The organism is Pseudomonas sp. LF020, from assembly GCF_053456425.1.
Genome location: NZ_JBRFIX010000017.1, coordinates 39,011 through 60,619 on the forward strand (window position 1 = coordinate 39,011; position 21,609 = coordinate 60,619).

General features: G+C 59.1%; 18 protein-coding genes. 6 read left to right on the plus strand and 12 right to left on the minus strand.

Annotation, left to right across the window (positions count from 1 at the left end):
* Window positions 1-85: 85 nt before the first annotated feature.
* The 7 genes from lpdA to sdhC all read right to left on the minus strand — a co-directional run bounded on the left by lpdA (window position 86) and on the right by sdhC (window position 9,187).
* Entirely contained in the window at window positions 86-1,522 is a 1,437-nt protein-coding gene (gene lpdA, locus ACU680_RS26395) for a dihydrolipoyl dehydrogenase (protein WP_108592011.1), read from the minus strand.
* Between the two features lie 97 nt (window positions 1,523-1,619).
* Window positions 1,620-2,825, minus strand: a complete 1,206-nt coding sequence (odhB, locus tag ACU680_RS26400; protein ID WP_448180961.1) for a 2-oxoglutarate dehydrogenase complex dihydrolipoyllysine-residue succinyltransferase — start codon at window positions 2,823-2,825, stop codon at window positions 1,620-1,622.
* 42 nt (window positions 2,826-2,867) lie between these two features.
* Window positions 2,868-5,699: a 2-oxoglutarate dehydrogenase E1 component gene (locus tag ACU680_RS26405; RefSeq protein ID WP_007962858.1), complete on the minus strand. Its 2,832-nt coding sequence runs from the start codon at window positions 5,697-5,699 to the stop codon at window positions 2,868-2,870.
* A gap of 259 nt (window positions 5,700-5,958) precedes the next feature.
* On the minus strand, window positions 5,959-6,663 hold the full coding sequence (locus ACU680_RS26410) for a succinate dehydrogenase iron-sulfur subunit (protein WP_003223007.1): 705 nt from the start codon (window positions 6,661-6,663) through the stop codon (window positions 5,959-5,961).
* A gap of 11 nt (window positions 6,664-6,674) precedes the next feature.
* Entirely contained in the window at window positions 6,675-8,447 is a 1,773-nt protein-coding gene (gene sdhA, locus ACU680_RS26415; protein ID WP_025111871.1) for a succinate dehydrogenase flavoprotein subunit, read from the minus strand.
* 3 nt (window positions 8,448-8,450) lie between these two features.
* A complete protein-coding gene (gene sdhD, locus ACU680_RS26420; RefSeq protein WP_003222999.1) occupies window positions 8,451-8,819 on the minus strand; it encodes a succinate dehydrogenase, hydrophobic membrane anchor protein in 369 nt (122 codons plus the stop codon).
* Window positions 8,813-9,187, minus strand: a complete 375-nt coding sequence (gene sdhC / locus ACU680_RS26425) for a succinate dehydrogenase, cytochrome b556 subunit (RefSeq protein WP_016773673.1) — start codon at window positions 9,185-9,187, stop codon at window positions 8,813-8,815. Before sdhC ends, sdhD begins: the two co-directional genes overlap by 7 nt.
* Window positions 9,188-9,550: 363 nt before the next feature.
* Here sdhC and gltA point away from each other — a divergent pair, with 363 nt between their 5' ends.
* On the plus strand, window positions 9,551-10,840 hold the full coding sequence (gene gltA, locus ACU680_RS26430) for a citrate synthase (RefSeq protein WP_003222994.1): 1,290 nt from the start codon (window positions 9,551-9,553) through the stop codon (window positions 10,838-10,840).
* Between the two features lie 1,046 nt (window positions 10,841-11,886).
* Here the strand turns inward: gltA and ACU680_RS26435 are convergent.
* From ACU680_RS26435 to ACU680_RS26445, 3 genes are all read right to left on the minus strand, one after another.
* Entirely contained in the window at window positions 11,887-13,545 is a 1,659-nt protein-coding gene (locus tag ACU680_RS26435) for a cation acetate symporter (protein WP_448180962.1), read from the minus strand.
* Window positions 13,542-13,853 (minus strand): DUF485 domain-containing protein, encoded by a 312-nt coding sequence (locus ACU680_RS26440; RefSeq protein WP_003222991.1) that lies wholly within the window; start codon window positions 13,851-13,853, stop codon window positions 13,542-13,544. The genes ACU680_RS26435 and ACU680_RS26440 overlap by 4 nt, the downstream gene beginning before the upstream one ends.
* Before the next feature lie 306 nt (window positions 13,854-14,159).
* The gene (locus tag ACU680_RS26445) at window positions 14,160-15,011 is read right to left on the minus strand and encodes a glycine betaine ABC transporter substrate-binding protein (RefSeq protein ID WP_003222989.1); all 852 of its coding nucleotides are present in this window, start codon (window positions 15,009-15,011) and stop codon (window positions 14,160-14,162) included.
* Between ACU680_RS26445 and ACU680_RS26450 the strand changes: the two genes are divergently transcribed.
* Complete coding sequence (locus ACU680_RS26450; protein ID WP_448180972.1) at window positions 14,953-15,246, plus strand: hypothetical protein; 294 nt, start codon at window positions 14,953-14,955, stop codon at window positions 15,244-15,246. The genes ACU680_RS26445 and ACU680_RS26450 overlap by 59 nt on opposite strands.
* A gap of 66 nt (window positions 15,247-15,312) precedes the next feature.
* Window positions 15,313-16,908 carry a glycoside hydrolase family 17 protein gene (locus tag ACU680_RS26455; RefSeq protein WP_448180963.1) on the plus strand — a complete coding sequence of 532 codons (1,596 nt, stop codon included), beginning with the start codon at window positions 15,313-15,315 and terminating at the stop codon, window positions 16,906-16,908.
* A 122-nt stretch (window positions 16,909-17,030) separates the two neighbouring features.
* On the opposite strand, the gene ACU680_RS26460 is transcribed toward ACU680_RS26455, so the two are convergent.
* Window positions 17,031-17,399 carry a hypothetical protein gene (locus tag ACU680_RS26460; RefSeq protein WP_007969642.1) on the minus strand — a complete coding sequence of 123 codons (369 nt, stop codon included), beginning with the start codon at window positions 17,397-17,399 and terminating at the stop codon, window positions 17,031-17,033.
* A gap of 223 nt (window positions 17,400-17,622) precedes the next feature.
* On the opposite strand from ACU680_RS26460, the gene ACU680_RS26465 reads away from it, so the two are divergent.
* Both ACU680_RS26465 and ACU680_RS26470 read left to right on the plus strand, forming a co-directional pair.
* Complete coding sequence (locus ACU680_RS26465; RefSeq protein WP_007969641.1) at window positions 17,623-18,921, plus strand: serine protein kinase PrkA; 1,299 nt, start codon at window positions 17,623-17,625, stop codon at window positions 18,919-18,921.
* Entirely contained in the window at window positions 18,914-19,702 is a 789-nt protein-coding gene (locus ACU680_RS26470; protein WP_007969640.1) for an MlaA family lipoprotein, read from the plus strand. Before ACU680_RS26465 ends, ACU680_RS26470 begins: the two co-directional genes overlap by 8 nt.
* Window positions 19,703-19,877: 175 nt before the next feature.
* Here ACU680_RS26470 and ACU680_RS26475 read toward each other — a convergent pair whose 3' ends face one another.
* Entirely contained in the window at window positions 19,878-20,792 is a 915-nt protein-coding gene (locus ACU680_RS26475) for a DUF808 domain-containing protein (protein ID WP_448180964.1), read from the minus strand.
* Between the two features lie 134 nt (window positions 20,793-20,926).
* Between ACU680_RS26475 and ACU680_RS26480 the strand changes: the two genes are divergently transcribed.
* Window positions 20,927-21,535, plus strand: a complete 609-nt coding sequence (locus tag ACU680_RS26480; RefSeq protein WP_034151540.1) for a TetR/AcrR family transcriptional regulator — start codon at window positions 20,927-20,929, stop codon at window positions 21,533-21,535.
* The last annotated feature ends 74 nt before the right edge of the window (window positions 21,536-21,609 follow it).

Genomic DNA, 21,609 nt, shown 5'->3' on the forward strand with positions numbered 1-21,609 from the left:
ACTGCGTCCAGCGGACATTCCGCGGTGAGACTTGCTCGCAAGGCTCACGACGGGCCGCAACCGCCGTGGTTTCTTATTGTGTGTCTTAACGCTTCTTGCGGTTGGCAATGTGAATGGCGCCGCCATTCACCGCCAGAGCAGCTTCGTGCAAGGCTTCAGACAGGGTCGGATGGGAGAAAACCATCATGCCCAGGTCTTCAGCGCTGGTGCCGAATTCCATACCGATCGCGCCCTGCTGAACCAGTTCTGCAGCGCTCGGGCCAATCACGTGCACGCCCAATACGCGGTCGGTCTTGGCATCAGCGATGACCTTGACGAAACCACCGGTATCGTTGGCGGCCATGGCACGGCCGGAAGCGGCGAACGGGAAGGTGCCGACGTTAACTTCAACGCCTTCGGCTTTCAAGGCCTGCTCGGTTTTGCCTACCCACGCGATTTCCGGGTGAGTATAAATAACCGAAGGGATCAGGTCATAGTTCATCTGAGCCTTGTGGCCCTTGATGCGCTCGACAACCATGATGCCCTCTTCCGAGGCCTTGTGCGCCAGCATCATGCCGCGAACCACGTCACCGATGGCGTAAACGCCCGGTACGGTGGTGGCGCAGTGATCGTCAACGTGCACGAAACCGCGCTCGTCCAGGGTCACGCCGCTGTCGGCAGCCAGCAGATCAGTGGTCACCGGACGGCGACCAACGGCTACGATCAGCTTGTCGAAAGTGATGGTCTGTTCGCCGTTGGCATCGGTGTAGTTCACAACGACTTCGTCGCCGTTCACTTTCGAACCGGTTACGCGAGCGCCCAGCTTGATGTCCAGACCTTGCTTGGTCAGGGTTTTCAGCGCTTCCTTGGAAACAGCGGTGTCCGCTGCCATCAGGAAGGTGTCCAGTGCTTCCAGGACAACCACTTCGGAACCCAGACGCGACCACACCGAACCCAGCTCCAGACCGATCACGCCAGCGCCGATCACGCCCAGGCGTTTAGGTACGGACTGGAATTCCAGAGCGCCAGTCGAATCGACGATGACTTTCTGATCGACCGGAGCCGGTGGAATGTCGATCGGACGCGAACCTGGGGCCAGGATGACGTTTTCGGCTTCGATGACTTCAACCGAGCCGTCCGGCTTGGTGACTTCGACTTTTTTGCCGGCCAGCAGCTTGCCGTGGCCCTGGATCGAGGTAACGCCGTTGGCCTTGAACAGGGTGGCAACGCCGCCAGTCAGGTTCTTGACGATGCCAGCCTTGCGGCCAACCATCGCTGCGACGTCCATTTTGACTTCGCCGGTCGAGATACCGTGAACGTTGAAGCTCTCTTTGGCTTCCTTGTACTTCCAGGAGCTGTCCAGCAGCGCCTTGGACGGAATGCAGCCGACGTTCAGGCAAGTACCGCCGAGGGCCTGTTTGCCTTCAGCGTCGGTGTACTTCTCGATGCAGGCAGTGGTGAGACCCAGCTGCGCGGCCTTGATGGCAGCTACATAGCCGCCAGGGCCGGCACCGATCACTACTACGTCAAATTTCTGCGACATTCAAAAAATCCTCTTTAGCGAAAAGCTTCAAGCCGCGCGCTCCAAGCCAAGCTGCCTTTTCTTGCAGCTTGAAACTTGAAGCCCGCAGCTGCTTCTATCAGATATCCAGCAACAGACGAGCCGGATCTTCCAGCAGGTTCTTGATGGTCACCAGGAAGGTCACAGCTTCTTTGCCATCGATCAGACGGTGATCGTAGGACAGTGCCAGGTACATCATCGGACGGATCACGACCTGACCGTTGATGGCCATAGGACGCTGGATGATGTTGTGCATGCCCAGAATCGCTGCCTGCGGCGGGTTGACGATCGGGGTCGACATCATCGAACCGAAGGTACCACCGTTGGTGATGGTGAAGGTACCGCCGGTCATCTCTTCCATCGACAGTTTGCCGTCACGGGCCTTCTTGCCGAACGTGGCGATGCCGCCTTCGATTTCAGCCAGGCTCATCAGCTCGGCGTTACGCAGAACCGGTACAACCAGGCCACGGTCGCTGGAAACGGCAACACCGATGTCGGCGTAACCGTGGTAGACGATGTCCGCGCCGTCGATCGAAGCGTTGACTGCCGGGAAGCGTTTCAGCGCTTCGGTGGCCGCCTTGACGAAGAACGACATGAAGCCCAGGCGTACGCCGTTGTGGGACTTCTCGAACAGGTCCTTGTACTTCGAACGCAGGGCCATGACTTCGGTCATGTCGACTTCGTTGAAGGTAGTCAGCATCGCCATGTTCGACTGGGCTTCAACCAGACGCTCGGCAACCTTGGCACGCAGACGGGTCATCGGCACGCGTTTTTCAACGCGGTCGCCAGCGGCGAACACAGGAGCAGCAGCGGCTGGAGCAGCAGCCTTGGCAGGTGCAGCAGCTGGAGCGGCTTTCTTCGCGGCAACCGCAGCGACCACGTCTTCCTTGGTCACACGACCGCCTTTGCCGGTGCCGGCAACGGAAGCGATGTTGATGCCGTTCTCTTCAGCCAGCTTGCGCGCAGCCGGAGCAGCAACAGGATCGTCTTCGCCTTCGGCAGCAGCCGGGGCAGCGGCAGCTGCGGCTGGAGCAGCGGCAGCAGCACCACCCGCTTCGATGGAGCCCAGGACTTCGTCGGACAGAACGGTGTCGCCTTCGTTCTTGACGATTGCGCCCAGCACGCCGTCGGCGGTCGCCAGCACTTCCAGTACGACTTTGTCGGTTTCGATGTCGACGATCAGGTCGTCACGCTTGACGGCGTCGCCCGGTTTTTTGTGCCAGGTGGCAACGGTGCCATCGGCAACCGATTCCGGGAAAGTGGGGGCTTTGATCTCGATAGCCATTATCTGTGGTTCCTTAAATTCGGTTTCAGGTGCGCGAAGGCGTTAAACGGTAAACGCGTCTTGCAGCAGTTTTTCCTGCTGCTCGGCGTGCATCGATGCGTAACCACATGCTGGGGCAGCAGAAGCCTCACGGCCCGCGTACTCGAGTACGAGAGACTTGTTGAGGTTACCGATGCTGCGACGCAGGTGATGCTGGCTGCAGTACCAGGCGCCCTGGTTCATCGGCTCTTCCTGACACCAGACGGCATGCTTGACGTTGGTATAAGGCGCCAGGACTTCTTTCAAGTCGTCCTCAGGGAATGGATACAGCTGCTCGATACGCACGATGGCGATATCGTCACGGCCTTCGGCACGACGTTTTTCCAGCAGGTCGTAGTAGACCTTGCCGCTGCACAGAACAACGCGCTCGACCTTTTTCGGGTCCAGTGCATCGATTTCCGGGATCACGGTCTGGAACGAACCTTCGGCCAGATCTTCCAGGGTCGAGACGGCCAGCTTGTGGCGCAGCAGCGACTTCGGCGTCAGCACTACCAGAGGTTTGCGCAGCGGGCGAATCACCTGACGGCGCAGCAAGTGGTAGATCTGGGCCGGGGTGGTCGGCATGCACACCTGAATGTTGTGCTCGGCGCACAGCTGCAGGTAACGCTCAAGACGTGCCGAGCTGTGCTCAGGACCCTGACCTTCGTAACCGTGCGGCAACAGCATGGTCAGACCGCAGAGACGGCCCCACTTGTGCTCGCCGCTGGTGATGAACTGGTCGATAACGACCTGTGCACCGTTGGCGAAGTCGCCGAACTGGGCTTCCCAGATCACCAGCGCGTTTGGCGTGGTGGTCGAGTAACCGTATTCGAAGGCCAGTACCGCTTCTTCCGAGAGGAACGAGTCGTACAGGTCAAAACGTGGCTGACCGTCGTACAGGTTCTGCAGCGGAATGTAGGTGCCCGCGTCTTTCTGGTTGTGCAGCACAGCGTGACGGTGCGAGAACGTACCGCGGCCGATGTCCTGACCGGTCATGCGGATCGGGTGACCTTCGAACGCCAGGGTTGCGTACGCCATGGTTTCGGCATAACCCCAGTTGATCGGCAGGCCGCCGGCTTGCATCTTCTGACGGTCTTCGTAGATCTTCGCGACCTGACGCTGAACCACGAAGCCTTCCGGAATTTCCAGCAGCTTGGCAGACAGTTCCTGCAGGGTCTTCAGGTCGAAACGGGTGTCGTGACGCGCAGTCCAGGCGTGGCCCAGATACGGACGCCAGTCCACGAACAACTCTTTGTTCGGCTCTTTGACCAGCGATTTCACTACGTGCAGACCGTTGTCCAGCGCGTTGCGGTATTCGTCGACTTTCGCCTGAACACGCTCTGCGTCGACTACACCGGCCTGGGTCAGACGATCAGCGTACAGCTCACGGGTGGTGCGCTGCTTGGTGATCTGCTGATACATCAACGGCTGGGTGCCGCTTGGCTCGTCGGCCTCGTTGTGGCCGCGGCGACGGTAGCAGACCAGGTCGATCACCACGTCACGCTTGAACTGCATGCGGTAGTCGATGGCCAGCTGGGTGACGAACAGCACGGCTTCCGGATCATCACCATTCACATGGAGGATCGGCGCCTGGATCATCTTCGCAACGTCGGTGGCGTACTCGGTGGAGCGCGAGTCCAGCGGGTTGCTGATGGTGAAACCGACCTGGTTGTTGATCACGATGTGCACGGTACCGCCGGTCTTGAAACCGCGGGTCTGCGACATCTGGAAGGTTTCCATGACCACGCCCTGACCTGCGAATGCAGCGTCACCGTGGATGGAGATCGGCAGAACCTTCTCACCGGTCGGGTCGTTACGACGATCCTGACGGGCGCGCACCGAACCTTCGACCACCGGGGAAACGATCTCCAGGTGGGACGGGTTGAACGCCATGGCCAGGTGAACTTCACCGCCGGCGGTCATCACGTTGGACGAGAAGCCCTGGTGGTATTTGACGTCACCGGAACCCAGCTCGACCTTCTTCTTGCCTTCGAACTCGTCGAACAGCTCGCGCGGGTTCTTGCCGAAGGTGTTGACCAGCACGTTCAGACGGCCACGGTGGGCCATGCCGATGACGACTTCCTTGGTACCGTAGGAACCGGAACGCTGGATCAGTTCGTCGAGCATCGGAATCAGGCTTTCGCCGCCTTCCAGACCGAAACGCTTGGTGCCCGGGTATTTGGTGCCCAGGTATTTTTCCAGGCCTTCACCGGCAGTGACGCGCTCGAGCAGGTGGCTCTTGATGTCGGCCGAGTACGTCGGACGACCACGCACGCTTTCCAGACGCTGCTGGAACCACTGGCGCTGCTCGGAATCGGTGATGTGCGTGAATTCAGCGCCGATGGTGCGGCAATATGTCTGCTGCAACGCTTCGTGAATTTCGCGTAGGCTCGCTTCCTCTTTGCCGATGAACAGGTCGCCGGCACGGAAGGTCGTATCAAGATCGGCATTGGTCAAGCCGTAATGATTGATCGACAGGTCTGCAGGTGCAGGACGCTGCCACAGCCCCAGCGGGTCCAGCTGGGCTGCCTGGTGGCCACGCATACGGTAGGCCTGGATCAATCGCAGCACTTCAACTTGCTTCTTCTCGTGCTCACTGCTCACGCTGCCGGCGGAAACCGGTTGAGCGCGGCGCTGGTTCTTTGCCAGCAGCACGAAATGATCGCGAATTGTGGAGTGCGAAACATCAGTGGCAGAGCTGCCGTCGGCAGGCAGCTTCTGAAAGTAGGTGCGCCACTCTTCTGGCACAGCGTTAGGGTCGTGCAGGTAGAGCTCATAAAGCTCTTCCACATAGGCAGCGTTTCCACCTGAAAGGTAGGCGCTGTTCCACATGCGCTGCATCACGCTTTCTTGCATGCTTGGTCACCCTCGGTTAGGGGAACACCATCGGCGTCAATACCGAGCAAACTTGCAGAAGTCCGAATGCAGCGACCAAAACAAGCCACTTAGGATCACGCTGATAGTCCGGGTACCAGCCCGGATGCCCCTGCTTGTCTCATTTCTTCAAAATAAGAGCTGCAGCTTGTGGCTACTGCTCTGGTTATAGCCATGACGCGGGTTGAAGCCCGCGCCACAGCCTCTTCGTTACAGCGGTTCTACGGTTACAGCAGCTGAATCACACGCCGCTCGAAAGCAGCATGTTACGGATGTGACCGATGGCCTTAGTCGGGTTCAGGCCTTTCGGACATACGTTGACGCAGTTCATGATGCCCCGGCAGCGGAAGACGCTGAACGGGTCATCCAGCGAAGCCAGACGCTCGGATGTCTTGGTGTCACGGCTGTCTGCCAGGAAGCGGTACGCTTGCAGCAGGGCAGCCGGACCCAGGAACTTGTCCGGGTTCCACCAGAAGGACGGGCACGAGGTCGAGCAGCAGGCGCACAGGATGCACTCGTACAGACCGTCGAGCTTTTCACGCTCTTCAGGGGACTGCAGACGCTCGATGGCCGGAGCCGGCGTGTCGTTCTGCAGGTAAGGCTTAACCTTCTCGTATTGCTTGTAGAAGATGCTCATATCGACAACCAGGTCACGGATAACCGGCAAACCTGGCAGCGGACGAACGATCAACTTGTTGCCTTTTACGACAGCGGACAGCGGCGTGATGCACGCCAGGCCGTTCTTGCCGTTGATGTTCATGCCGTCGGAGCCGCAGACGCCTTCACGGCAAGAGCGACGATAGGAGAAACCCTCGTCCTGCTCTTTGATCAGGGCCAGCACGTCCAGCACCATCAGGTCTTTACCACCGGTATCGACCTGGAATTCCTGCATGAACGGCGCAGCGTCCTGATCAGGGTTGTAGCGATAAACACTGACTTGCAACATGGCGGTCACCCTTAATAAGTCCGGACTTTAGGTTCGAAAGTCGGAACAGTCTTCGGCGAGAAGTTCACGGCACGCTTGGTGACGCGCTTGTCACCCGGGAAGTACAGGGTGTGGCACAGCCAGTTTTCGTCGTCACGGTCTTCGAAGTCTTCACGGGCGTGGGCGCCGCGGGACTCTTTACGTACTTCGGCCGCAATGGCGGTAGCTTCAGCCACTTCCAGCAGGTTTTGCAGTTCCAGAGCTTCGATACGCGCGGTGTTGAACGCTTGCGACTTATCGTTGATCTTCACGTTGGCGATGCGCTTGCGCAGATCGGCCAGCTGAGCGATACCCTTCTGCATGTATTCGCCAGTACGGAATACACCGAAGTAGTTCTGCATGCAGCTCTGCAGCTCGCGACGCAGGGTCGCCACGTCTTCGCCATCGGTACGGCCGTTCAGCGCGTTCAGACGCGACAGGGCAGCTTCGATGTCGGCTTCGGTCGCATCGTCGTATTCGATGCCGTCGGTCAGCGCCTTTTCCAGGTGCAGGCCGGCAGCGCGGCCGAATACCACCAGGTCGAGCAGCGAGTTGCCGCCCAGACGGTTGGCACCGTGTACCGATACGCAAGCCACTTCGCCTACGGCGAACAGACCAGGAATGATCTGATCCACGCCTTCGGCATTCTGGGTGATCGCCTGACCATGAATGTTGGTGGCAACGCCGCCCATCATGTAGTGGCAGGTCGGAACAACCGGAACCGGCGCAACCACCGGGTCAACGTGGGCGAAAGTCTTCGACAGTTCGCAGATGCCTGGCAGACGGCTGTGCAGCACTTCCTCGCCCAGGTGGTCGAGTTTGAGCATTACGTGGTCGCCATTCGGACCGCAACCGTTGCCGGCGATGATTTCTTTAACCATCGAGCGGGCAACCACGTCACGACCAGCGAGGTCTTTCGCGTTCGGAGCATAACGCTCCATGAAACGCTCACCGTGCTTGTTGATCAGGTAACCACCTTCACCACGGCAACCTTCGGTCACCAGTACACCGGCGCCGGCGATGCCGGTCGGGTGGAACTGCCACATTTCGATGTCTTGCACCGGCACGCCAGCACGCAGCGCCATGCCAACGCCGTCACCGGTGTTGATCAGGGCGTTGGTGGTGGAGGCGTAGATACGGCCAGCACCGCCAGTGGCCAGTACAGTGGCCTTGGCGCGGATGTACGAAGTTTCGCCGGTTTCGATGCAGATCGCGATCACACCGACAAATTCGCCTTCCTGGTTTTTCACCAGGTCGACAGCGTAGTACTCGTTCAGGAACGTGGTACCGGCTTTCAGGTTGCCCTGATAAAGGGTGTGCAGCAGCGCGTGACCGGTACGGTCGGAGGCTGCGCAGGTACGGGCAGCCTGGCCGCCTTTACCGTAGTCCTTGGACTGACCACCGAACGGACGCTGGTAGATACGGCCTTGCTCGGTACGCGAGAACGGCAGACCCATGTGGTCCAGCTCGAAAACGGCAGCCGGGCCTTCCTGACACATGTATTCGATAGCGTCCTGGTCACCGATGTAGTCGGAACCCTTGACGGTATCGTACATGTGCCAGCGCCAGTCATCGTTCGGGTCGGCGGACGCGATCGCGCAGGTGATGCCGCCCTGGGCGGATACAGTGTGCGAACGGGTCGGGAAAACCTTGGTGATCACGGCAGTCTTGTGACCGCCCTGTGCCAGCTGCAGCGCAGCGCGCATGCCGGCACCGCCACCACCAATAATGATGGCGTCGAAAGAAATCGTTGGAATGTTAGCCATGACTCAGATACCCCAGAGAATCTGCACACCCCAGACGAAGTAAGCGAACATCGCAACGCCGCATACTGCCTGGAAAAGGAAACGTATAGCCGTCGCGGACTTGCCGAACGCCATTGGCGTCAGGTAGTCAGTCGCGATGGTCCACATGCCGACCCAGGCGTGAGCGCCGAGAGCAACAAGGGCCAGGAGGCTGAAAATACGCATCCCGTTGTGGGCGAACAGTTCATGCCACTGGGCGTACTCGAGGCCTGGGTGGGCCACGACGTATCCGATCAGAAAAATGAAGTAAGCCGCGAGAACGACCGCCGACACACGTTGCGCCATCCAGTCATAGAGGCCCGAACGCGAGAGGTTCGTGACGTTAGTTACCATATCCAGACTCCTGCCAGAACGATTACCACCACGGAAACGGCGATAACGATTTTCGAGCCCAGCTTGCCGCCTTCCAGCGTCTCACCGATGCCCATGTCCATGATCAAATGGCGCACACCGGCAACCAGGTGATACAGCAGAGCGGACAGGATGCCCCAAATCACTAGCTTGGCTAGCGGACTGGTCAGACACGCTTTCACCTGACCGAAGCCTTCCTCGGAGCTCAGCGACTTGTCCAATGCGTAAAGCATGATGGCAAGGCACACGAAGAGGATGACACCGGAGATACGGTGAAGAATGGACGTGTAAGCAGTGACTGGGAGTTTGATGGTCCTTAGGTCTAGGTTTACAGGTCGTTGGCTTTTCACGGCTTTTTTTTCACACTGAAGAGCCCCTAACAATCAGGGCAAAGTTGTTGGGGAGTGCACTGGTCAGGTAACCACCACCCAGGGATGCGACCCCCAATGAAAGCAAGCCCAAAAGCCCTTGGCGGTCGGTGGCCGAGTATAGACAGTTAGGCTACTAATGACAACGCAATCACCTACCCCCAATAGCTGATTGCACAAGTCGCATAAAAGGCGTAAATGGCAGTCAATTTCGAGGAAAAAGTGCGCTTAAAGCCTTCTGGAGCAAGACTTTAGGCAAATTGACATTCGAATTTATCTCACTATAGTGGTGCGGGCCCTGCGTGGGGGGTCTGTCTGATGGTTCAAGCATAAATAGGAGGCCACATGGCTGACAAAAAAGCGCAGTTGATCATCGAGGGCGCAGCCCCCGTCGAGCTGCCCATTTTAACCGGCACCGTTGGTCCCGATGTAATCGATGTTCGGGGCCTGACGGCCACGGGCCGCTTCACTTTCGACCCGGGTTTCATGTCGACCGCCTCGTGCGAATCGAAGATCACCTATATCGACGGCGACAACGGCATTCTGTTGCACCGCGGCTACCCGATCGAACAGCTGGCTGAAAAGTCGGACTACCTGGAAACCTGCTACCTGCTGCTCAACGGCGAATTGCCGACCGCAGAACAGAAGGCCCAGTTCGTCAGCACCGTGAAAAACCACACCATGGTTCACGAGCAGCTGAAAACCTTCTTCAACGGCTTCCGTCGCGACGCCCACCCGATGGCCGTCATGTGTGGCGTAGTCGGCGCCCTTTCGGCCTTCTACCACGACTCCCTGGACATCAATAACCCGCAGCATCGCGAAATCTCCGCGATCCGCCTGGTTGCCAAGATGCCGACCCTGGCAGCGATGGTTTACAAGTACTCCATGGGCCAACCCATGATGTACCCGCGCAACGACCTGACGTACGCGGAAAACTTCCTGCACATGATGTTCAACACCCCGTGCGAGATCAAACCGATCAGCCCGGTACTCGCCAAGGCCATGGACCGGATCTTCATCCTCCATGCCGACCACGAGCAGAACGCATCGACCTCCACCGTGCGCCTGGCAGGCTCCTCGGGTGCCAACCCGTTCGCCTGTATCGCCGCCGGTATCGCCGCACTGTGGGGCCCTGCCCACGGCGGTGCGAACGAAGCCGTTCTGACCATGCTGGACGAGATTGGCGATGTTTCGAACATCGACAAGTTCATCGCCAAGGCCAAGGACAAGAACGATCCGTTCAAGCTGATGGGCTTCGGTCACCGCGTTTACAAGAACCGCGATCCGCGCGCGACTGTAATGAAGCAGACCTGCGACGAAGTACTGAAGGAACTGGGCATCAACAACGATCCGCAACTCGAACTGGCCATGCGCCTGGAAGAGATCGCGCTGACCGACCCGTACTTCATCGAGCGCTCGCTGTACCCGAACGTCGACTTCTACTCGGGGATTATCCTCAAGGCGATCGGCATTCCGACCAGCATGTTCACCGTGATCTTCGCTCTGGCCCGTACTGTGGGCTGGATTTCGCATTGGAAAGAAATGCTCTCCAGCCCGTACAAGATTGGCCGTCCGCGCCAGCTGTACACTGGTTACGAGTCGCGTGATATCACCAAGCTGGAAGACCGCAAATAAGGCTTGTCTTGCGATAACGTCTTGAAGTTGTATCGGGAACGGCCTCTTATATAGAGGCCGTTTTTGTTTTTGGTCTCAGCAGCCTGTGGGCCGACTGGGTTTTTGGGGTTTTAGGTGTATATCCGTTGCTTCGGGTGCTGCCGCTGGCGGTTTCGCTCTTACAGCGAGTCACCTTTTCCAAACGCCGAAAAGGTAACCCAAAAGGCTTTGCCCCGGCGTACGGCACTTCGCTGAGGCTCAGTGTTCCCTCGCTACGGTGCCCATCAGGGGGCATCGCCTACGGTTTGCTTCGCTGCACCTCCTCTCGATGTATGCGGCTCCGCCGCATGGCGCTACGCGCCTAACCCCTGATGGACACCTACGCTCGGCCTGCCGAAGGGGCAAAAGATCAAAAGCCAAAGCCAGATCAAAAACCAGATCAAGAGCCCCTCACCCTAGCCCTCTCCCGGAGGGAGAGGGGACTGATCGCGGTGTTTGGGAGAGTTACGCCGACGTGAAACACCCTGTCGAACTCAGGTTCTGAAAGGCTCAAGAATCGGCTCCCTCTCCCTCGGGAGAGGGCTGGGGTGAGGGGTAGATCCAACACAGAACACAAGCCGACCGCATGCTTTTCCACCACTCAACAGGATGAGCGCAAGCTCGGCTGCAGCTTTTGATCTTGATCCACGGGCGACGTCGGAAGGCTGAGTGGAGGGATTGATCCGGGGGTGGGAGCGTAGCGACCGTTTGGCGCAGCCAAACACAGCGAGAGGAGGTGCAGCGAAGCAAACCGGAGGCGCTGCGCCCGGATCAATCCCGGAGCGAAGGGACCCCGAGCCCCAGCGAGCGGGCCGAACGTAGGAGCAAGCGTTTTTTTGCTTACTTTTTTTAGGCGTTTGTAAAAAAAGTGAGTCGCCGTAAGGGCGAAACCCTAAGCCGCCGTTACCGCAGCAACGGATATGTACTCATAAACACCAAACACGAAGACCCAAGTCCGATAACCGCCCACAAAAAAAATGCCCCGATCTCTAAACCGGGGCATTTCCCTAAAAACATCTAATCAACGCTTAGTGCGAAACCGCCCCACTCGCCCCCAACCCAGTCTGCGAACGCACAAACTGCGGGAAGAACAGCGCCCGCTCGTTCTCGGCTGCTGCGGACTTGTCGGTAATCGAGAAGAACCAGATCCCGATGAACGCGATCACCATCGAGAACAGCGCCGGATACTCGTAAGGGAAGATCGCCTTCTCATGATGCAGAATCTGCACCCAGATGGTCGGGCCAAGAATCATCAACCCCACCGCACTCACCAGCCCCAACCAGCCACCGACCATCGCACCGCGGGTGGTCAGCTTCTTCCAGTACATCGAAAGCAACAGCACCGGGAAGTTGCAGCTTGCTGCGATGGAGAACGCCAGGCCCACCATGAACGCAATGTTCTGGCTTTCGAACAGAATGCCCAGACCGATCGCCAGGACGCCCAGGGCGATGGTGGTGATCTTCGACACGCGAATTTCATCCTTGTCGTTGGCTTTGCCCTTCTTGATCACGCTGGCATACAGGTCGTGCGACACCGCCGACGCACCGGCCAGGGTCAGACCGGCCACCACCGCCAGGATGGTCGCGAACGCCACCGCCGAGATGAAGCCAAGGAACACACTGCCACCTACCGCGTCGGCCAGGTGCACCGCCGCCATGTTGTTGCCGCCGAGCAGCGCGCCCGCCGCATCCTTGAAGTCAGGATTGGTGCTGACCAGCAGGATCGCGCCGAAGCCGATAATGAAGGTCAGGATGTAGAAGTAACCAATGAAGCCGGTGGCGTACAGCACACTCTTGCGCGCTTCTTTCGCATCACTCACGGTGAAGAAGCGCATCAGGATGTGTGGCAGGCCGGCAGTACCGAACATCAGGGCCAGACCGAGGGAGAACGCCGAAATCGGATCTTTCACCAGACCGCCCGGGCTCATGATCGCTTCACCTTTGGGGTGAACCTTGATCGCTTCGGAGAACAGTGTGTTGAAATCGAAGTTGACGTGTTTCATCACCATCAGCGCCATGAACGAGGCGCCCGACAGCAACAGCACCGCCTTGATGATCTGCACCCAGGTGGTCGCCAGCATGCCGCCGAACAGCACGTAGAGGCACATCAGGATGCCCACCAGAATCACCGCAACGTAATAGTCGAGACCGAACAGCAGCTGGATCAGCTTGCCGGCGCCAACCATTTGCGCGATCAGGTAGAACGCCACCACCACCAGCGAACCGCAGGCGGACAGGGTGCGGATCTGGGTTTGCCCGAGGCGGTAGGACGCCACGTCGGCAAAGGTGTATTTGCCCAGGTTACGCAGGCGCTCGGCGATCAGGAACAGAATGATCGGCCAGCCCACCAGAAAGCCGATCGAATAGATCAGGCCATCGTAGCCGGAGGTGAACACCAGCGCGGAAATCCCCAGGAAGGACGCCGCCGACATGTAGTCGCCGGCAATCGCCAGACCGTTCTGGAACCCGGTGATCTTGCCGCCCGCCGCATAGTAGTCGGCGGCCGATTTGTTGCGTTTGGAGGCCCAGTAGGTGATGCACAGGGTGGCACCGACGAACACCACGAACATGGCGATCGCGGAAACGTTGAGCGGTTGTTTGTGGACTTCGCCGGTCAGGGCGTCAGCGGCCCAGACGGCTGGGGCGAACGCTGCGATGCTCAAAAGAGCCAGTAGACGCCGGATCATTGCTGAGCCTCCTTGAGAATCGCATTGTTCAGGTCGTCAAACTCGCCGTTGGCGCGTCGTACGTAGATTGCGGTCAGGATGAAGGCCGAAACAATCAGGCCGACGCCGATCGGAATGCCCCAGGTAATCGACGACCCGGGACTGAGTTTGGCTCCGAGCACTTGCGGCCCGTAAGCGATCAACAGGATGAAAGCGGAGTAAAGCCCTAGCATGATCGCCGAGAGTATCCAGGCGAATCGTTCCCTTTTTCTCACCAGCTCCTTGAAGCGCGGGCTGTTTTGAATCGAGAGGTAAATGCTGTCGTTCATTGTTTTTATCCTCGCAGCACAGATTATTGTTGGAACATATCCACTGTATGCGGCTGCGGAACGGGTTCCAGACGACCTTAGTATTAGAACGACATGACGTTTTCGCCAATTTTCGGGCGCTAATTAGCCGAAAGAATTGGAAAGAGGCTTTGAAACAGCCGTAAACCCTGCAGGTGAGGGTTGCCCAGAAACAAATGTAGGAGTGAGCCTGCTCGCGATGGCGTTGTATCAGTCGACATTTGTATCAACTGAAAGGACGCTATCGCGAGCAGGCTCACTCCTACAGGGGAGCTGCGTTGGGCGGGGTTATTTGGTCCAGTCAGCCACGCGATCCGGGTGCTTGGCGACCCAATCCTTGGCCGCCGCTTCAGGCTTGGCGCCGTCCTGGATGGCCAGCATGACTTCGCCGATTTCGTCTTTCGACGCCCACTGGAAGTTCTTCAGGAACTTGGCGACTTCCGGAGCCTTGGCGTCCAGCTCTTTGCTGCCGATGCTGTTCACGGTTTCAGCCGCGCCGTATACGCCTTTCGGGTCGTCGAGGAAGCGCAGTTTCCACTTGGCGAACATCCAGTGCGGCACCCAACCGGTGACAGCGATCGATTCGTTCTTCTTCTCGGCACGGGTCAGCTCGGCAATCATGCCGGCGCCGGAACTGGCCTTGAGCGTATATTTGTCGAGGCCGTAATCCTTGATCGCCTGATCGGTTTTGAGCATTACGCCTGAACCGGCGTCGATGCCGACGATGCGGTTTTTGAAGCTGTCATCGGTTTTAAGATCTTCGATCGATTTCGCTTTGACGTACTCCGGCACGATCAGGCCGATTTTCGCATCCTTGAAGTTCGGGCCGTAATCGACGACCAGATCCTTGTTCTTCGCCCAGTATTCGCCGTGGGTAACCGGCAGCCAGGCCGAGAGCATCGCGTCGAGTTTGCCGGTGGCCACGCCCTGCCACATGATCCCGGTGGCGACGGCCTGCAGTTTCACGTCGTAGCCAAGTTTCTGTTTGATCACTTCGGCGGCCACGTGAGTGGTCGCGACGCTGTCGGACCAGCCGTCAACGTAACCGATGTTCAGGGTCTGTTTTTCAGCGCTGGCGAAAGTGGAACTCATCGCAAGCACCAGAGCGGCACCTGCGCCTAAAAGTCGTCGCATCTTCATCGTTTACTTCCCCGAAATGCTGCGCCCGACGGATGCCGGGCATCGTCAACGTATTGTTATGGTGCACAGCGCCCCCATCACGCCTGACCGCAAACTCATCCGAACATCAGTCGTCTTTTCTATAAGGGTACTGACGCTTTCGATCATCGGCCTGACGCCCAACGCGACCTGCTCTGGCAGCGACCTCAAGACAACGAGAAACGACATCAGAAGGCCATTAATCACCTCTGAATAATTGGCGCCAGACAATCCGCCCGAACTTTGCATGTGCAAATCATGCAGGCCACCAACCCGCAGATAAATGCAGGTAACATGCGTCGCTTTGCAGCCACTCGGCCTGACCATGTCCGCGACTTCCCGCTTCCCGTTTGTTCCTTATCTCTTCGCCTGCCTGCTCGGCCTGTTTGCCCTTGGCGGCTTCTGGTACGGCCTCGGCAAACCGGTTATCCTGCCGGACGCCGCGACCCCGACGCACAAGTTGCAATGCGCCTCCTACACGCCGTTCGACAAGGATCAGTCGCCGTTCGACGTGCCGTTCAAACTGCGCCCGGAACGCATGGACGCCGACCTCGCGCTGCTGGCGACGCGTTTCGAATGCATCCGCACCTATTCGATGACCGGCCTCGAAGCGCTGCCGGATCTGGCGCGCAAGCACGGTTTGAAATTGATGATCGGCGCCTGGGTCAACAGCAACCCGGTGGACACCGCAAAAGAAGTCGACCTGTTGATCGCCTCGGCCAACGCCAACCCGGATGTGGTCAGCGCGGTGATCGTCGGTAACGAGGCCTTGCTGCGCAAGGAAGTCACCGGCGCACAACTGGCGAAGCTGATCAACAAGGTCAAAAGCCAGGTGAAGCAACCGGTCACCTATGCCGATGTCTGGGAATTCTGGCTCAAGCACCCGGAAGTCGCGCCGGCGGTGGATTTTCTGACTATTCACTTGCTGCCGTACTGGGAAGATGATCCGTCGAATATCGATGTCGCCCTGCAACATGTGGCGGATGTGCGTCAGGTGTTCGGCAACAAATTCGCGCCCAAAGACGTGATGATCGGCGAAACCGGCTGGCCCAGCGAAGGCCGCCAGCGTGAGACCGCCCTGCCGAGTCGGGTCAATGAGGCCAAGTTCATTCGTGGTTTTGTCGCGATGGCCGAGAAGGAAGGCTGGCATTACAACCTGATCGAAGCGTTCGACCAGCCATGGAAACGTGGCAGCGAAGGTGCGGTCGGCGGTTACTGGGGCCTATTCGATGCCGATCGTCAGGACAAGGGCGTGCTTGCCGGGCCGGTGAGCAACGTACCGTACTGGAAGGAATGGCTCGCAGTTGGCGGGCTGATTTTCCTCGGCACGCTGCTGCTCGGCGGCCGGGTGCGTACCACCCGATCGGCGTTGGTTCTGCCCCTGCTTGCGGCAGTTGCCGCCTGCTCGATCGGCGCTTGGGGTGACCTGGCGCGGGTGACTACACGGTTTGCCAGCGAATGGTTGTGGGTCGGCTTGCTGACGGCGTTGAATCTGTTGGTGCTGGCGCATGCCGCGCTGACCATGAGCAACCGTCAGGGATGGCGTGAAAGGGCGTTCAATCTGCTGGAGCGCCGTGCCGGCTGGCTGGTTGCGCTGGCCGGTTTTGCGGCGGCGGTGATGATGCTGGAGATGGTCTTCGATGCGCGTTATCGCAGTTTTGCCAGCATGGCGTTCATTCTGCCGGGGCTGGTGTACGTGTGCCGTCCGGTCAACGTGCCGCGCCGGGAAATCGCCCTGCTGACCTTCATCATCGGTGCCGGCATTGCGCCGCAGCTGTATGTAGAAGGCTTGTTCAATCAGCAGGCATGGGGTTGGGCGTTGGTCAGCGGGTTGATGGTCGCTGCGTTGTGGCGCTGCTTGCGGATTCGCAAGGGATGATCTTCAGCACCTGAGCCGGCCTCATCGCTGGCAAGCCAGCTCCCACAGGTTTTCGGGTCGTACATACATGTTGTGTTCACCCAAAACCCTGTGGGAGCGGGTTTGCCCGCGATGACTGACTGTCAGGCGCTACGAGACGCTCTGACCAACCGCAACCCGCCAATCACCACGGCAAATACCGCCAAAGTGGTGTTGTACAACGCCAGCGCCGGCAACCCGAACACCAGCGCCAGCACCGCCAGCCACCACCCTGCCCGCCCCGGCAGCACAAAACCGAGCAGCGCTGCGCCCAGCGCAGTCCAGCCCAGCACCTTGAAGTGAATCATCAGCCCCAGGTTCGAGCGCACCGCGCATTCCCAGCGGCTCGCCTCATCGACGCAGATGCCGACCCACTGTCCGTCCTCCATGAAGCCATAACGCGCGCCATAACTGGCGGCCAGCCACAGCGGCAACAGCACGAGCAACAGAATCACGGGCAAGCGGCGGGACATGAAACTCTCCAATCAACGAAATCGGCGGCCAGCTTAATCTGCCCGCACGCATTGGCAAGCACTAACAACTGTTAACTGGTCATCCGCGCCTTGCAAAGTGTATCGTCCAGCTACTATTACTCCGAATTCTGCCTGTTTGGTGCCGAGGCATGGCACTTTGGCGCAAGCCCGGTGGTCATAGCCTGCGAACTTCATTCGGCACCTTCCTTTAAGGGATCCAGTCATGCTCCGTTCCTTGCGCTTCGCCGCGCTGTTCAGCGGCCTTATTCTGAGTGCGTCCGCACTGGCGGTGGATATCGATGCCGCCAGTTATGGCTATCCCCTGACCAACCCGTTCGAGGCGACCATCGCCACCACGCCACCGGACCTGCGTCCGGAATTGCCGTCGAACGACGAGATCAATCAGTCCGACCACAGCATCACCCTGCGCCCGGAACGGGCCTTCATCCTCCCGGACAATTTCTGGGCGGTGAAAAAACTCACCTACCGCATCGCCGAGCAGGACAAACCGGCGCCGCTGATCTTCCTGATCGCCGGCACCGGTGCGCGCTTTGACAGCACGCTCAACGAATACCTGAAGAAGCTCTACTACAAGGCCGGCTACCACGTCGTGCAGTTGTCGTCGCCCACCAGCTTCGACTTCATCAGCGCCGCTTCACGCTTCGCCACCCCGGGCATCACCAAGGAAGACGCCGAAGACATGTACCGGGTGATGCAGGCCGTGCGCGCGCAGCATCCGAAACTGCCGGTCACCGAGTACTACCTCAGCGGCTACAGTCTCGGTGCCCTAGACGCCGCGTTCGTCGCGCATCTGGACGAGACCCGACGCAGCTTCAACTTCAAGAAAGTCCTGCTGCTCAACCCGCCGGTCAATCTCTACACCTCGATCACCAACCTCGACAAGCTGGTGCAGACCGAGGTGAAAGGCATCAACAACAGCACCACGTTCTATGAACTGGTGCTGAACAAACTGACCCGCTACTTCCAGCAGAAAGGCTACATCGACCTCAATGACGCCTTGCTCTACGACTTCCAACAGTCGAAACAGCATCTGACCAACGAACAGATGGCGATGCTGATCGGCACCTCGTTCCGCTTCTCGGCGGCCGACATTGCCTTCACCTCCGACCTGATCAACCGTCGTGGCCTGATCACTCCGCCGAAATTCCCGATCACCGAAGGCACCAGCCTCACGCCGTTCCTCAAGCGTGCGCTGCAATGCGACTTCGACTGCTACCTGACCGAACAGGTGATCCCGATGTGGCGCGCGCGCACTGACGGCGGCAGCCTGCTGCAACTGATCGACCAGGTCAGCCTGTACGCACTCAAGGATTACCTGCACGACAGCCCGAAAATCGCCGTCATGCACAACGCCGACGACGTGATCCTCGGCCCGGGCGACCTCGGTTTCCTGCGCAAGACCTTTGGCGATCGCCTGACCGTTTACCCACTGGGCGGCCATTGCGGCAACCTTAACTACCGCGTCAACAGCGACGCCATGCTGGAGTTCTTCCGTGGCTAAATATCTCCTGCTGATTGCAGCGCTCCTCAGTGCAGGCGTGGCCCAGGCCGACAACAGCAAAGCCAACGCGCCGGTGGTGGTCGACAGCGATGGCTTCAAGGAGCCGCTGTCCAAACTCAAGTTCAACCCGGGGCTGGACCAGCGCGAGTTCGAGCGCTCGACGCTCAACGCGCTCAACGTCTATGACCCGCTTGAATCGTGGAACCGCCGCGTCTACCACTTCAACTACCGCTTCGACCAATGGGTGTTCCTGCCGGTGGTCGACGGCTATCGCTACGTGACGCCAAGCTTCCTGCGCACCGGCGTGAGCAACTTCTTCAACAACCTTGGCGATGTGCCGAACCTGGTCAACAGCCTGCTGCAGTTCAAGGGCAAGCGTTCAATGGAAACCACCGCACGCCTGCTGCTCAACACCACCATCGGCATCGCCGGTCTGTGGGACCCGGCCACCGCCATGGGCCTGCCGCGCCAGAGCGAAGACTTCGGCCAGACCCTGGGCTTCTACGGCGTACCGGGCGGTGCCTACTTCGTCTTGCCGATCCTCGGCCCGTCGAACATTCGCGACACCGCCGGCCTGGCCGTGGACTACACCGCCGAATCGGCGATCAACTACCTGAACGTGTCGGAAGTCAGCTCCAACCACCCGGAAATCTGGGCCCTGCGCGCGGTCGACAAGCGCTACCAGACCAACTTCCGCTACGGCCAGATGAACTCGCCGTTCGAGTACGAAAAAGTGCGCTACGTCTACACCGAGTCGCGCAAGCTGCAGATTGCCGAGTAACCTCAGCGACAACAAAAAAGGGCCATTCGATGCGAGTCGAATGGCCCTTTTTTCATGGCACAACCTAGATCAAACTGTAGGAGTGAGCCTGCTCGCGATAGCGGTGTATCAGACACATGAAAGGTGACTGACACGACCTCATCGCGAGCAGGCTCACTCCTACAAAGAACTGTGTTCAGCCTTTGATCGTGCGCCAGATCTTGCCGACCACCGACACCACCGCCAGCACCACTGCACCGGCGATAATCCCCGCCACACCATTGAGCAGCACAGGCACCGCAAAACCGGCGCTACCTGCCGCCGCACCGACACTTTCAATCCAGTGATGCAGCACAGGAATGCCGTGAGTCAGGATGCCGCCGCCGACGAGGAACATCGCCGCCGTGCCGATCACCGACAGGCCCTTCATCATGTACGGCGCGGCACGCAGGATCGCGTTGCCGATGCTTTTTGCTGCCGAGCCGGATTTCTGCGTCAGCCACAGGCCCAGATCGTCGAGCTTGACGATGCCGGCCACCAGGCCATAAACACCGACGGTCATGACGATGGCGATGCCCGACATGACGATCACTTGCTGGGTCAGCGAAGCGTCGGCCACGGTGCCGAGGGTGATGGCGATGATTTCCGCCGAGAGGATGAAATCGGTGCGGATCGCGCCTTTGATCTTGTCCTTCTCGTAAGCCACCAGATCGGTGCTCGGCTCAGCCACCGCCGCGCTCAGTTGCGCGTGGTCGGCAACATCTTCGGCCTTGCTGTGCAGGAACTTGTGCGCAAGTTTCTCGAAGCCTTCGAAGCACAGGTACGCGCCGCCGACCATCAACAGCGGCGTCACCAGCCACGGCACGAACGCACTGATCGCCAGCGCCGACGGCACCAGAATCAGTTTATTGAGGAACGAGCCCTTGGCCACTGCCCAGACCACGGGAATTTCCCGCTCGGCGCGCACCCCGGAGACTTGCTGGGCATTGAGCGCCAGGTCATCGCCGAGTACGCCGGCGGTCTTCTTGGCGGCCATTTTGCTCATCAACGCCACGTCATCCAGAACGGTGGCAATATCGTCGATCAGCACCAGCAAACTGCTTCCTGCCATGAATCATGTTTCCTTATGTGAATAATGCCGCGCAGCATACCGCGACTGCGGGCCACACGGGGCATTCTTGAGCCACGCGCGAGGCCGGTGCTACCATGCGCAACCGCCAGAACAGGCAAGGAACCACCGGGTTTATGAGCACAATCCGCGAGCGCAACAAAGAACTGATCCTGCGTGCCGCCAGTGAGGAGTTTGCCGACAAGGGCTTCGCTGCGACCAAAACCAGCGACATCGCCGCCAAGGCGGGATTGCCCAAGCCCAACGTCTACTACTACTTCAAGTCCAAGGAAAACCTCTACCGCGAGGTCCTAGAAAGCATCATCGTGCCGATCCTGCAGGCTTCGACCCCGTTCAACCCGGACGGCGTGCCGAGCGAAGTGCTCAGCGGCTACATCCGCTCCAAGATCCGCATCTCCCGCGACCTACCCTTCGCCTCCAAGGTGTTCGCCAGCGAAATCATGCACGGCGCCCCGCATCTGAGCGCCGATCTGGTGGAGCAGCTCAACAGCCAGGCCAAGCACAACATCGACTGCATCCAGAGCTGGATCGACCGCGGCCAGATCGCCCCGATCGACCCCAACCACCTGATGTTCAGCATCTGGGCCGCCACCCAGACCTATGCCGACTTCGACTGGCAGATCTCTGCGGTCACCGGCAAGGACAAGCTCGACGAGGCGGATTACGAGGCGGCGGCGCAGACGATTATCCGGTTGGTGTTGAAGGGGTGTGAGCCGGATCAGTAGGAACGTGGTGCCCTTATCGCTGGCAAGCCAGCTCCCACAAGGATCTGTTTCGTTCGCAAAATTTGTGTTCAACA

Excerpts from the sequence above, each read along its gene's own strand:
- ACU680_RS26410 (WP_003223007.1), bottom strand. The coding sequence starts at position 6,663 with ATGTTGCAAGTCAGTGTTTATCGCTACAACCCTGATCAGGACGCTGCG.
- sdhD (WP_003222999.1), bottom strand. The coding sequence starts at position 8,819 with ATGGTAACTAACGTCACGAACCTCTCGCGTTCGGGCCTCTATGACTGG.
- ACU680_RS26460 (WP_007969642.1), bottom strand. The coding sequence starts at position 17,399 with ATGTCCCGCCGCTTGCCCGTGATTCTGTTGCTCGTGCTGTTGCCGCTG.
- ACU680_RS26480 (WP_034151540.1), top strand. The coding sequence starts at position 20,927 with ATGAGCACAATCCGCGAGCGCAACAAAGAACTGATCCTGCGTGCCGCC.
- gltA (WP_003222994.1), top strand. The coding sequence starts at position 9,551 with ATGGCTGACAAAAAAGCGCAGTTGATCATCGAGGGCGCAGCCCCCGTC.
- sdhA (WP_025111871.1), bottom strand. The coding sequence starts at position 8,447 with ATGGCTAACATTCCAACGATTTCTTTCGACGCCATCATTATTGGTGGT.
- ACU680_RS26445 (WP_003222989.1), bottom strand. The coding sequence starts at position 15,011 with ATGAAGATGCGACGACTTTTAGGCGCAGGTGCCGCTCTGGTGCTTGCG.
- lpdA (WP_108592011.1), bottom strand. The coding sequence starts at position 1,522 with ATGTCGCAGAAATTTGACGTAGTAGTGATCGGTGCCGGCCCTGGCGGC.
- ACU680_RS26475 (WP_448180964.1), bottom strand. The coding sequence starts at position 20,792 with ATGGCAGGAAGCAGTTTGCTGGTGCTGATCGACGATATTGCCACCGTT.
- ACU680_RS26455 (WP_448180963.1), top strand. The coding sequence starts at position 15,313 with ATGCAGGTAACATGCGTCGCTTTGCAGCCACTCGGCCTGACCATGTCC.
- ACU680_RS26435 (WP_448180962.1), bottom strand. The coding sequence starts at position 13,545 with ATGATCCGGCGTCTACTGGCTCTTTTGAGCATCGCAGCGTTCGCCCCA.
- ACU680_RS26440 (WP_003222991.1), bottom strand. The coding sequence starts at position 13,853 with ATGAACGACAGCATTTACCTCTCGATTCAAAACAGCCCGCGCTTCAAG.
- ACU680_RS26405 (WP_007962858.1), bottom strand. The coding sequence starts at position 5,699 with ATGCAAGAAAGCGTGATGCAGCGCATGTGGAACAGCGCCTACCTTTCA.
- ACU680_RS26465 (WP_007969641.1), top strand. The coding sequence starts at position 17,623 with ATGCTCCGTTCCTTGCGCTTCGCCGCGCTGTTCAGCGGCCTTATTCTG.
- odhB (WP_448180961.1), bottom strand. The coding sequence starts at position 2,825 with ATGGCTATCGAGATCAAAGCCCCCACTTTCCCGGAATCGGTTGCCGAT.